Source organism: Enterobacter sp. GER_MD16_1505_Eko_090 (genome assembly GCF_003331015.1).
GTDB classification, from domain to species: domain Bacteria; phylum Pseudomonadota; class Gammaproteobacteria; order Enterobacterales; family Enterobacteriaceae; genus Enterobacter; species Enterobacter roggenkampii.
Genome location: NZ_PUQF01000006.1, coordinates 1 through 12,752, shown reverse-complemented (window position 1 = coordinate 12,752; position 12,752 = coordinate 1). Strand labels below are relative to the sequence as shown.

Annotated in this window: 8 protein-coding genes; 6 read left to right on the top strand and 2 right to left on the bottom strand. The window is 58.0% G+C overall.

All coding sequences use genetic code 11. The annotated features are described in order from the left end of the window. Positions 1-38 precede the first annotated feature (38 nt). Positions 39-4,001, bottom strand: a complete 3,963-nt coding sequence (putA, locus tag C6A40_RS08230; protein WP_023343736.1) for a trifunctional transcriptional regulator/proline dehydrogenase/L-glutamate gamma-semialdehyde dehydrogenase — start codon at positions 3,999-4,001, stop codon at positions 39-41. Positions 4,002-4,424: 423 nt separating this feature from the next. Between putA and putP the strand changes: the two genes are divergently transcribed. Next, positions 4,425-5,933 carry a sodium/proline symporter PutP gene (gene putP, locus C6A40_RS08225; protein WP_008499815.1) on the top strand — a complete coding sequence of 503 codons (1,509 nt, stop codon included), beginning with the start codon at positions 4,425-4,427 and terminating at the stop codon, positions 5,931-5,933. Between the two features lie 116 nt (positions 5,934-6,049). Then, a complete protein-coding gene (locus C6A40_RS08220; protein WP_032651277.1) occupies positions 6,050-6,469 on the top strand; it encodes a DUF3574 domain-containing protein in 420 nt (139 codons plus the stop codon). Positions 6,470-6,539: 70 nt separating this feature from the next. On the opposite strand, the gene C6A40_RS08215 is transcribed toward C6A40_RS08220, so the two are convergent. Beyond that, positions 6,540-7,724 (bottom strand): NupC/NupG family nucleoside CNT transporter, encoded by a 1,185-nt coding sequence (locus tag C6A40_RS08215; RefSeq protein WP_021240801.1) that lies wholly within the window; start codon positions 7,722-7,724, stop codon positions 6,540-6,542. Positions 7,725-7,975: 251 nt separating this feature from the next. Between C6A40_RS08215 and efeU the strand changes: the two genes are divergently transcribed. From efeU to phoH, 4 genes are all read left to right on the top strand, one after another. Further along, positions 7,976-8,809, top strand: a complete 834-nt coding sequence (gene efeU / locus C6A40_RS08210) for an iron uptake transporter permease EfeU (RefSeq protein WP_008503506.1) — start codon at positions 7,976-7,978, stop codon at positions 8,807-8,809. 40 nt (positions 8,810-8,849) lie between these two features. Beyond that, positions 8,850-9,977: an iron uptake system protein EfeO gene (gene efeO, locus C6A40_RS08205; RefSeq protein ID WP_045334694.1), complete on the top strand. Its 1,128-nt coding sequence runs from the start codon at positions 8,850-8,852 to the stop codon at positions 9,975-9,977. A gap of 5 nt (positions 9,978-9,982) precedes the next feature. Continuing rightward, positions 9,983-11,266 (top strand): iron uptake transporter deferrochelatase/peroxidase subunit, encoded by a 1,284-nt coding sequence (gene efeB, locus C6A40_RS08200; protein WP_045334692.1) that lies wholly within the window; start codon positions 9,983-9,985, stop codon positions 11,264-11,266. Between the two features lie 500 nt (positions 11,267-11,766). Beyond that, positions 11,767-12,555: a phosphate starvation-inducible protein PhoH gene (gene phoH / locus C6A40_RS08195; protein ID WP_024908976.1), complete on the top strand. Its 789-nt coding sequence runs from the start codon at positions 11,767-11,769 to the stop codon at positions 12,553-12,555. Positions 12,556-12,752: the final 197 nt, after the last annotated feature.

Genomic DNA, 12,752 nt, shown 5'->3' with positions numbered 1-12,752 from the left:
CCCGGTAAGCGTAGCGCCACCGGGGAGAGTTTACACGATTAACCGATGGTCATCAGGCTGGCGTTACCGCCCGCTGCAGCGGTGTTGACGCTGAGCGAGCGCTCCACGTACAGGCGTTCCAGCAGCAGGTTGGTTTCGCCGCGCGCGAAGCCCTGCACCGAAACAATCGCCCCGCTGCGGGCCGCAACCTGCTCGCACAGCTCGCGCAGCTGGTCAGAATCACCGTGATAAATCACGGCATCAAACGGCTGCGTCAGCAGCGCATCGGCTTTCGCGAAGTGAATGCGGGCCGAGACCGCTTTCGGCAGCTGTTTGGTGAGATCGCGATGCAGCGCATCGTCCGGCCACAGCACTTCACACCCGGTGGCCATCGCGGCGGCCAGCTGTACCAGCGCGTCCTGCTCGTTATCCGCCACGCACAGAACGCGCTCGCGCGGCATCAGCGTCCAGGTATTGCGCTCGCCGGTCGGCCCCGGCAGCAGACGCTGCGTACCGGCCTGTGCCAGCTCGCCATACTGCTGCGCAATCGCACGCAGCTCTGGACGATTATCAGCCCACTTAATCAGCGCGTCCAGCGGCTGGGTCAGCACGGTTTTCAGCTGCGCATCCACCGGATACTCCGCATCCTGACGCGCCAGGGTAACGCCCAGCGCGTTCTCAGGACGGTTCGCCAGCAGACGGTACAGGTAGAGCGGACCGCCCGCTTTCGGACCTGTGCCGGAGAGGCCTTCACCGCCGAACGGCTGCACGCCCACGACCGCGCCCACCATGTTGCGGTTGACGTACAGGTTGCCTACTTTGGCGCTGCCGGTCACCTGCGCGATGGTCTCGTCGATACGGGTATGCACGCCGAGCGTCAGGCCATAGCCGGAGGCGTTGATCTGCTCAACCAGCTCGTTGAGGTTGTTACGGTTGTAGCGCACCACGTGCAGCACCGGACCGAAGACCTCTTTTTTCAGCTCGTCGAAGCTCGCCAGCTCGATAAGCGTAGGCGGCACAAAGGTGCCGGAACGCCACTCGCGGGCGTCTTCGCTGTTGTCTCGCACCGCCTGGAACACCGGACGGCCTTTCGCGCGCATGGCCTGAATGTGGTTTTCAATATTGGCTTTGGCTTCCGCATCGATCACCGGCCCGATGTCGGTGGTGAGACGGCCCGGGTTGCCCATGCGGCATTCGGCCATCGCGCCGCGCAGCATTTTAAGGGTGTGGTCCGCCACGTCATCCTGCAGGCACAGCACGCGCAGGGCGGAGCAGCGCTGACCTGCGCTGTCGAACGCGGAGGCCAGCACGTCGACCACCACCTGCTCGGTGAGCGCGGATGAGTCAACGATCATGGCGTTCATGCCGCCGGTTTCCGCGATGAGCGGAGTAGGACGACCCTGCGCATCCAGACGGGTGGCAATATTGCGCTGCAGCAGCGAGGCCACTTCGGTCGAACCGGTAAACATCACGCCGCGCACGCGGTTATCGGAGGTCAGTTTGGCGCCCACGGTTTCACCGCGGCCCGGCAGCAGCTGGACCACGCCCGCCGGTACGCCGGCTTCCAGAAGAATGTTGATGCCCTGTGCGGCAATCAGCGGGGTCTGCTCTGCCGGTTTTGCCAGCACGCTGTTGCCAGCGGCCAGGGCGGCGGCAATCTGGCCGGTGAAGATCGCCAGCGGGAAGTTCCACGGGCTGATACAGACGACCGGGCCGAGCGGACGGTGGGTTTCGTTGTCGAAATCATCGCGCACCTGACCGGCGTAGTAGTGCAGGAAGTCGACCGCCTCGCGCACTTCGGCGATGGCGTTGCTGAAGGTTTTACCCGCTTCGCGCACCAGAATGCCGATGAGCGACTGCATCTGGTCTTCCATCAGCACCGCCGCGCGTTCCAGAATGGCGGCACGCTCCTGCGGCGGGGTGGCGAACCAGATAGGGGCGTTATTCACCGCGCTGTCCAGCGCCTGATCCACTTCCGCATCGGTGGCTTCACGCACGTAGCCGACGATGTCTTTTGGCTCCGCCGGGTTGATGACCGGCTGCATGTCGCCGTCAGCAACGGGCTGCTCCAGCATCGGTTTCGCCTGCCACTTCTGCAGCGCGCTGTTGAGCAGGGCAGAGGAGAGGGACGCCAGACGGTGTTCGTTGGCGAGATCCAGCCCCGCCGAGTTGACGCGACCCTTGCCGTACAGCTCGCGCGGCAGGGCAATCTTCGGATGCGGCAGGCCAATCTGGCCTTCCTGCGCCGCCATCTTCTCAACGGCCTGCACCGGATCGGCGACCAGCTCGTCGAGCGGCAGCGTGGTGTCGGCGATGCGGTTAACGAAGGAGGTGTTCGCGCCGTTTTCCAGCAGGCGACGCACCAGATATGCCAGCAGGGTTTCGTGGGTGCCTACCGGGGCATAAATGCGGCACGGGCGGTTAAGCTTGCCGTCCGCCACTTTACCGGTCACCTGCTCGTACAGCGGTTCACCCATGCCGTGCAGGCACTGGAATTCGTACTGGCCCGGGTAGTAGTTCTGCCCGGCCAGGCTGTAAATGGCCGCCAGGGTGTGGGCGTTGTGGGTGGCGAACTGCGGATAGATCAGGTTCGGCACGCCGAGCAGCTTTTTCGCGCAGGCGAGGTAAGAGACGTCGGTGTAGACCTTGCGGGTGTAGACCGGATAGCCTTCCAGCCCTTCCATCTGGGCGCGTTTGATTTCGCTGTCCCAGTAGGCCCCTTTCACCAGGCGGATCATCAGGCGACGGCGGCTGCGGCTGGCCAGGTCAATCAGGTAATCAATGACGAACGGGCAGCGCTTCTGGTAGGCCTGGATCACGAAGCCAATGCCGTTCCAGCCCGCCAGCTCCGGTTCGAAGCACAGTTTTTCCAGCAGATCGAGGGAGATCTCCAGACGGTCGGCCTCTTCGGCGTCGATGTTGATGCCGATATCATACTGGCGCGCCAGCAGGGTCAGGGACTTCAGGCGCGGGTAGAGCTCTTCCATTACCCGATCGTACTGCGCGCGGCTGTAGCGCGGGTGCAGGGCGGAAAGCTTAATGGAGATGCCCGGGCCTTCATAAATACCGCGACCGTTGGACGCTTTACCGATGGCGTGGATCGCCTGCTGGTAAGAAACCATGTAGGCCTGCGCGTCGGCGGCGGTCAGCGCCGCTTCGCCCAGCATGTCGTAGGAGTAGCGGAAACCTTTATCTTCCAGCTTGCGGGCGTTCGCCAGCGCTTCGGCAATGGTTTCCCCGGTGACGAACTGCTCGCCCATCAGACGCATCGCCATGTCCACGCCTTTGCGGATCAGCGGCTCGCCGCTCTTGCCGATGATGCGGTTCAGGGAGCGGGACAGGTTGGCTTCGTTATGGGTCGAGACCAGTTTGCCGGTGAACAGCAGGCCCCAGGTCGCGGCGTTGACGAACAGCGACGGGCTGCGGCCAATGTGCGAATGCCAGTTGCCGTTGCTGATTTTGTCGCGGATCAGCGCGTCGCGGGTGGCTTTATCCGGAATACGCAGCAGCGCTTCCGCCAGGCACATCAGCGCCACGCCTTCCTGTGAGGAGAGGGAAAACTCCTGCAACAGACCCTGGACCATTCCGGCGCGGCCGGTGGCGGTTTTCTGGTTACGCAGTTTGTCAGCCAGCTGGTACGCCAGGCTGTGCGCCTGTGCGGCAATAGCTTCCGGCAGACGGGCCTGTTCCAGCAGCATCGGTACGGCGTCGGTTTCGGCGCGACGGTACGCACCGGTGATGGCGGCGCGGCTGACGGACTGCGGGAGGATCTGCTCGGCGAATTCGAGGAACGGCTGATGGCTCTCGTCGCCAGCGGCTGGCGCGTCTTCGCTTTCATTGGCGGCACCGGCGAGCAGGGCAGGCAGCTCCGGCAGGCCCTCGTCGCTCTCGAGTCTTTCGAGATAGTTAAAAATCGCCTGCTTAATTAACCAGTGCGGCGTGCGATCAATGCGGGTTGCTGCGGTCTTAATCCGTTCGCGGGTCGCGTCATCCAGCTTAACCCCCATGGTGGTCATACCCATGCCAAAGCTCCTGTTGTGCTTTCATCGTGTTTGGTCGTTAGCGTGAAATATCCACCATGTTGCAACTTTGTGCAACCGTGTTAAATGTGACCTGGTTTGCAACCCAGAAAATGAATGGATTGTTAACGAATGGTTAGCTGGAAAAACGTGCTGGCTTTGTCGCGGAAAGCCTGGTTTTATGCGGGAGTTAACACTTTTCAAAGGTGCAACCCGTAAAAGCGTGAGCGAGTGCAACCTATAGGAAACTCGTATCAAACCGGGGATGAAATTGATGTAAATGCAGTGTTAAATCGTTTGTCAGCGGAGGGCGCATACGGCAGGATAGCGCGCCCAACCGAAACACAAGATACCGTCACCTCGTTCCGGTGATCATATAACAAGGCAACCCGGATGGTTGTCGCTCGACACTTTTGGAGAATTTGAATGGCAATTAGCACACCGATGCTGGTGACATTTCTCGTTTATATTTTTGGCATGATCCTGATAGGGTTTTTGGCGTGGCGTTCCACGAAAAACTTTGACGACTACATTCTGGGCGGACGCAGTTTAGGCCCGATGGTGACCGCACTCTCCGCGGGCGCATCGGACATGAGCGGATGGCTGCTGATGGGTCTGCCGGGTGCGATTTTTATCTCCGGTATCTCGGAAAGCTGGATCGCCATCGGTCTGACCGTGGGCGCGTGGATCAACTGGAAGCTGGTGGCGGGCCGTCTGCGCGTGCATACCGAGGCTAACAATAATGCCCTGACGCTGCCGGACTACTTCACCGGACGCTTTGAAGATAACAGCCGCATTCTGCGCATTATCTCTGCCGTGGTTATCCTCCTGTTCTTTACCATCTACTGTGCCTCCGGCATCGTGGCGGGCGCGCGCCTGTTCGAAAGCACCTTCGGCATGAGCTATGAAACCGCCCTGTGGGCCGGTGCGGCGGCGACCATCCTCTATACCTTCGTGGGCGGGTTCCTGGCGGTAAGCTGGACCGACACCGTGCAGGCGAGTCTGATGATCTTTGCCCTGATCCTGACCCCGGTGATTGTGATTTTCACCGTTGGCGGCTTTGGCGAATCGCTGGAAGTGATCAAGCAGAAGAGCATTGAAAACGTCGACATGCTGAAAGGGCTGAACTTTGTCGCCATCGTCTCCCTGATGGGCTGGGGTCTGGGCTACTTCGGTCAGCCGCACATTCTGGCGCGCTTTATGGCGGCGGATTCTCATCACACCATCGTTCATGCGCGTCGCATCAGCATGACGTGGATGATTCTGTGTCTGGCGGGCGCGTGTGCGGTCGGCTTCTTCGGTATCGCCTACTTTAATAACAACCCGGCGCAGGCGGGCGCGGTGAACCAGAACGCCGAGCGCGTGTTCATCGAACTGGCGCAGATTCTGTTTAACCCGTGGATTGCCGGTATTCTGCTCTCTGCGATCCTGGCGGCGGTGATGTCCACCCTGAGCTGTCAGCTGCTGGTCTGCTCCAGTGCAATCACTGAAGATCTCTATAAGGCCTTCCTGCGTAAAAACGCGAGCCAGAAAGAGCTGGTGTGGGTAGGGCGCTTTATGGTGCTGCTGGTGGCGCTGGTGGCGATTGCGCTGGCGGCCAACCCGGAAAACCGCGTGCTGGGTCTCGTGAGCTACGCGTGGGCGGGCTTCGGTGCGGCGTTTGGTCCGGTCGTCCTGTTCTCCGTCATGTGGTCCCGTATGACCCGTAACGGCGCGCTGGCGGGGATGATTATCGGTGCGGTGACCGTTATCGTCTGGAAACAGTTCGCCTGGCTGGGCCTGTACGAAATCATTCCTGGCTTCATCTTCGGCAGCATCGGTATCGTGGTCTTCAGCCTGCTGGGTAAAGCACCGTCTGCCTCCATGCAGAAACGCTTTGCGGAAGCCGACGCGCATTACCACTCCGCGCCGCCGTCTAAGCTGCAGCCGGAATAATTTTTCCCACGGAAAACCGTAGGCCGGGTAAGCGCAAGCGCACCCGGCTTTTTTCTTGCCAAAATCTGTCTTTTCCTGTGATATCCATGTGCTTATAACAATGAGGATAGCGAAGCATGACAATCAAAACAGGGTTAATGGCGGCGGCATTATTGATGCTGGCGGGCTGCAGCGCGCCATCGCAACACGCGGCGGTGGAGACCTGCAAAGCGGATAGCCAGATGCAGCAAACCACGCTCTATTTCGGCTTAAACCGTCCTGCCGGGGCGCAGATTACCAGCAACGAGTGGCAGCAGTTTGTTGACCAGGACGTGACGCCGCGCTTTCGCGATGGCTTAACGGTGTTTGATGCCCGCGGGCAGTGGCTGGGGAACGACGGAAAAGTGGCGCGCGAGCCGAGCAAGGCGCTGATGCTGATCCACGGTAAAGATGCGCAGAGCGAGAAGAACATCGAAGCGTTACGCGGGATTTATAAGTCCCGCTTCGCGCAGGAGTCGGTGATGCGTGTCGATCAGCCGGTGTGCGTGCAGTTTTAATGAAAACGGCGGGAATTCCCGCCGTTGTTGTTTTGTAGGCCGGGATCGCTGCGCGCCACCCGGCATTGCATCAGAGCACCAACCCCGCAAAGCTCGCCGACAGCAAACTCACCAGCGTCGCGCCGTACACCAGACGCAGCCCGAAACGCGATACCACGTTACCCTGCTGCTCGTTCAGGCCCTTAATCGCCCCGGCCACGATGCCGATGGAGGCAAAGTTCGCGAACGAGACGAGGAAGACGGATAAAATCCCCAGCCCGCGCGGGGACATCTGGTGCGCTATTTTTTGCAGCTCAATCATCGCCACAAATTCATTCGCCACCAGCTTGGTCGCCATTATGCTGCCCGCGTTTAAGGCATCGCTCAGCGGAATCCCTACCAGCCACGCCAGGGGATAAAATACATAGCCCAGGATCTGCTGGAAGCTCATGCCAAATACGCTGGAGAAGAGGGCATTAACGGCGCTAATAAGCGCGATAAAGCCAATCAGCATCGCCAGAATAATCATCGCTACTTTAAAACCGGCCAGAATATACTCGCCGAGCATCTCGAAGAAGCTCTGGGATTCATGCAGTTTTTCGAGCTTAACATCCGGTTCCGCTTCCGGGCGCGCCGGGTTGATGACTGAGAGGATAATAAAGGTGCTGAACATGTTGAGAATCAGCGCCGCGACGACATATTTGGCGTCGAGCATGGTCATATACGCCCCGACAATCGACAGGGAGACTGTCGACATGGCCGTGGCCGCCATGGTGAACAGACGACGCGAGGAGAGATCGCCCAGCACGCCTTTGTAGGCAATGAAGTTTTCCGACTGGCCGAGGATCAGCGAGCTCACCGCGTTAAAGGATTCCAGCTTGCCCATACCGTTCAGTTTTGACAGCAGCGTACCGATTACCCGAATAAAAATTGGCAGGATCCGCCAGTGCTGAAGAATACCGATCAGCGCGGAAATAAAAATAATCGGACAAAGCACGCCGAGGAAAATGAACGCCAGCCCTTTTTCACCCATACCGCCAAAGACGAAATTGGTGCCTTCGCCAGCAAATTTGAGCAGTGACTCAAAAAATCCTGAGACGTATTTAATCAGGAATAACCCGCTTTCGGCGTGCAGGAAAAAGAACGCCAGCGCAATTTCAATAACAATCAGCTGTAAAACAAAACGAACCCGAATTTTCCGGCGGTCAAAACTCGTAAGCCAGGCGAGCGCAAGAATAATCACCAGCGCCAGCAGGAAATGGACAATTTTAAACATGGTTTATTTTCAGTTAGGTTGTGAGGCGGATATTTAGCCACAGCCCTGAATCAGCGTAAATGGGCATTTTCGTTATAACTTATAAACCTGAACGTTACGTACGTCACTATTATCAGGCTTTGCGTTTACAACTCGTCATCAAAACACCGCACATTTCGCTTGTTTTTCTTTCCGTCGTAATGATAATCACTATCACAAGAATTTACCTTTCTTTGCATCAGTTGACCGCGATAAACATTTAAGGTGTCGGCATGTTTGTTCCATTTCTCATTATGTTACGTGAAGGGCTCGAAGCCGCCCTTATCGTGAGCCTCATCGCCAGTTATCTGAAGCGAACCCAGCGCGGGCGCTGGATTGGCGTCATGTGGGTCGGCGTATTCCTTGCCGCGGCGCTCTGCCTGGGCCTGGGCATTCTCATTAACGAAACCACCGGCGAGTTCCCGCAGAAAGAGCAGGAGCTGTTTGAAGGTATCGTCGCCGTGATTGCGGTGGTGATCCTCACCTGGATGGTGTTCTGGATGCGTAAAGTCTCGCGTAACGTGAAGGTGCAGCTGGAGCAGGCGGTGGATAACGCGCTGCAGAAGGGGAACAACCACGGCTGGGCGCTCATTATGATGGTCTTTTTCGCCGTCGCGCGTGAAGGGCTGGAGTCTGTTTTCTTCCTGCTGGCGGCGTTTCAGCAGGATGTGGGGATCTGGCCGCCGCTGGGGGCCGTGCTGGGCCTCGCCACGGCCGTGGTGCTCGGTTTCCTGCTGTACTGGGGCGGTATCCGCCTGAATCTGGGCGCCTTCTTCAAGTGGACCAGCCTGTTTATTCTGCTGGTGGCCGCGGGTCTGGCGGCGGGGGCGATTCGCGCCTTCCATGAAGCGGGCCTGTGGAACCACTTCCAGGACGTGGCGTTTGACCTCAGCAACGTTCTCTCCACGCACTCTCTGACCGGCACCCTGCTCGAAGGTATCTTCGGCTATCAGGAAACGCCGAGCGTCAGCGAAGTGGCGATGTACTTTATTTATCTGGTTCCGGCGCTGGTGCTGTTCGCAATGCCGCCGCGTACCGGCACGCAGGCGTCGCGCGTTGCGCCGTAATTTTTGATTTAGTGACAACATACTTTTAAAGGGAAGAGTCATGGCAATTCAGTTCCGTCGTAGTGCGTTATGCGCAGGCATTGCCGCGCTGTTCGCTTCTGCTTTCTCCGCCTGGGGCGCGGATGTTCCACAGGTTAAGGTCACCGTCAACGACAAGCAGTGTGAGCCGATGACCCTCACGGTGAACAGCGGTAAAACCCAGTTTATTATTCAGAACCACAGCCAGAAGGCGCTGGAGTGGGAGATCCTGAAAGGCGTTCTGGTGGTGGAAGAGCGTGAAAATATCGCCCCTGGCTTTAGCCAGAAGATGACCGCCAACCTGCAGCCGGGCGAGTATGAGATGACCTGCGGCCTGCTGACCAACCCGAAAGGGAAGCTCATCGTCAAAGGTGAAGCGACGGCCGATGCGGCGAAAGGCGCTGCGGTGCTGAGCCTGGGCGATGCAATTACCGCGTATAAGGCGTACGTCACGAAAGAGACGGCGGAGCTGGCGACGGCAACCAAAGCCTTTACCGATGCGGTGAAGGCCGGGGATATCGAAAAAGCGAAATCCCTCTATGCGCCAACCCGTCAGCACTACGAGCGCATCGAGCCGATTGCCGAGCTGTTCTCTGACCTCGATGGCAGCATCGATGCCCGTGAGGACGATTACGAGCAGAAGGCCGCCGATCCGAAATTTACCGGCTTCCACCGACTGGAAAAAGCCCTGTTTGGCGACAACTCCACCAAAGGGATGGAGAAATACGCTGAGCAGCTGAACAGCGACGTGCTGGAGCTGCAAAAGCGCATCAGCGAGCTGGCCTTCCCGCCGTCTAAAGTGGTGGGCGGCGCGGCCGGTCTGATTGAAGAAGTGGCCGCGAGCAAAATCAGCGGCGAAGAAGATCGCTACAGCCATACCGACCTGTGGGACTTCCAGGCAAACGTCGACGGCGCGCAGAAAATTGTTAACCTGCTGCGTCCTCAGCTGCAGAAAGAGAACGGCGAGCTGCTGGCCAAGGTGGACGCCAACTTCAAAAAAGTCGACACCATCCTGGCGAAGTACCGCACCAAAGACGGGTTTGAGACCTACGATAAGCTGACCGATGCCGACCGTAACGCGCTGAAAGGCCCGATTACCGCCCTGGCGGAAGATCTCTCCCTGCTGCGTGGCGTACTGGGTCTGGACTAAGCACGATGAATAAGCATAACGAGAACGACGTGGCTGAGCCTTCCCGTCGTCGGTTGTTAAAAGGGGTGGGGGCGCTCGGGGGCGCGCTTGCTCTGGCTGGCGGGTGTCCGGTGGCGCACGCGGCGAAACCGCAAAGCGCGCCCGGCACGCTGTCACCCAACGCCCGCATGGAGACGCAGCCGTTTTATGGCGAGCATCAGGCGGGCATTCTGACGCCGCAGCAGGCGTCGATGATGCTGGTGGCCTTTGATTCGCTGGCCAGCGATAAAGCCGATCTGGAACGCCTGTTCCGCCTGCTGACGACGCGCATCGCGTTTCTGACCGCCGGTGGACCGGCGCCCGATACGCCGAACCCGCGTCTGCCGCCAATGGACTCCGGCATTCTGGGGCCATTCATTGCCCCGGATAACCTGACCATAACCGTTTCGCTGGGAGAATCGCTGTTTGACGCGCGCTACGGGCTGGCAAAACAGAAGCCGAAAGCGCTGCAAAAAATGACGCGTTTCCCGAATGATTCCCTGGACGCCGCCCTCTGCCACGGCGATCTGCTTCTGCAGATTTGCGCCAATACGCAGGACACGGTAATCCACGCCCTGCGCGACATCATTAAGCACACGCCGGATCTGCTGAGCGTGCGCTGGAAGCGGGAAGGGTTTATCTCTGACCACGCCGCCCGCAGCAAAGGGAAAGAGACCCCGGTGAACCTGCTGGGCTTCAAGGACGGCACGGCCAACCCGGACAGCCACGATAGCGCGCTCATGAAGGAGGTGGTGTGGGTCACTGCCGATCAGGGCGAACCGGCATGGTCGGTGGGCGGTAGCTATCAGGCGGTGCGCATTATTCAGTTCCACGTGGAGTTCTGGGACCGCACGCCGCTCAAAGAGCAGCAGACGATCTTCGGTCGCGATAAGCAAAGCGGGGCACCGCTCGGCATGAAGAACGAGCATGATGTGCCTGACTACGCCCGCGATCCGAATGGCGACGTGATTGCGCTGGACAGCCATATTCGTCTGGCCAATCCGCGTACCAAAGAGACGCAGTCCAGTCTGATGATGCGTCGGGGATACAGCTATTCGCTCGGCGTGACCAATTCCGGTCAGCTCGATATGGGGCTGCTGTTCGTCTGCTATCAGCACGATCTCGAGAAGGGGTTCCTGACGGTACAGAAGCGCTTAAACGGCGAAGCGCTGGAAGAGTACATTAAACCTATCGGCGGCGGCTATTTCTTTGCCCTGCCAGGCGTGCGCGACAGCAACGCGTATCTCGCGCAGGGTCTTATTGAAGCCTGATAATTGTCCCCGCAACCGTTCGCGGGGACATTATTTTTTCATATGACTATCCTGCTGTTATATTTCTGTAATATTTCTATATGAGACTGATTTCAACTGTAGGGACAGTCCTAAAAGTTGCATTCAGGTAAAATAAATGTTGCATTTATGATAACTCCTGATGTACTTAAGATAAGACAGCGGTAGTTCCCGGCAGTGATGCTGAATCACTATGGAGATCGCGAATGGTTGCGTCCTGTACTGGACAAGGTAAACATAACAACCGCAGCACCCGGCGCGGAGGCTCAGACTCCGGCAGCGATTTCCTCACCACTAAATTTTCCCCCCTCCCTCAAGAATCTGATTCGACCGACGTGCAGAACGGTGCGCGTAGCTGTTCCGTATCGTCATCCGATAGTGCAAGCAATGGCTTACAAGGAAGCCAACCCTCTGATGTTCGTGCGCATAATCGTGCCGACGCTGGCGCGTGTGATGAATACCAACAACTCAAGGTGCTATCCATGGGAAGACAAAAAGCAGTGATCAAAGCTCGTCGCGAAGCAAAACGTGTGCTGAGACGGGATTCACGTAGCCATAAACAGCGTGAAGAAGAATCGGTCACCTCGCTTGTGCAGATGAGTGGCGTAGAAGCAATTGGCATGGCCCGTGACAGCCGTGATAATTCTCCAATTGTGGCGCGCAATGAGGCTCAGGCGCACTACCTGAATGCTATCGAGAGTAAACAGCTCATCTTTGCAACCGGTGAAGCCGGATGCGGGAAAACCTGGATCAGTGCAGCCAAAGCGGCGGAAGCGCTGATCCATAAGGACGTGGAAAGAATCATTGTTACCCGTCCGGTACTGCAGGCTGATGAAGATCTCGGCTTCTTGCCCGGTGACATTTCGGAGAAGTTTGCCCCGTACTTCAGGCCCGTCTATGACGTGCTGGTGAAGCGGCTGGGTGCATCCTTCATGCAGTACTGCCTGCGGCCAGAGATTGGCAAGGTGGAAATCGCGCCGTTCGCCTATATGCGCGGACGTACATTTGAAAATGCGGTCGTCATTCTTGACGAGGCTCAGAACGTGACCGCTGCGCAAATGAAGATGTTTTTAACGCGCCTCGGGGAGAACGTGACGGTTATCGTTAACGGCGATATTACCCAGTGCGACCTGCCGTCCGGCGTGAAATCCGGATTAAGCGACGCCATGTCACGTTTTGAGGAAGATGAGATGATTGGGGTGGTACGCTTCACCAAAGAGGATTGCGTGCGCTCGGCGCTCTGCCAGCGCACGCTGCAAGCGTATTACTGAGTGTGCAGTTGCGTTCAAGGCCCGGGAAACCGGGCTTTGTTTTATGTGCAGGCATGTTGTCGGGTGGGGGGGGGGGGGAAAAAAAAACAAAAAAAAAAAAAAAAAAAAAAAAAAAACAACACCCCCCCCAAAAAAAAAAAAAAAGGGAAAAAAAAAAAAACAACCACCACAAATAAAAAAACCACACACACACCACA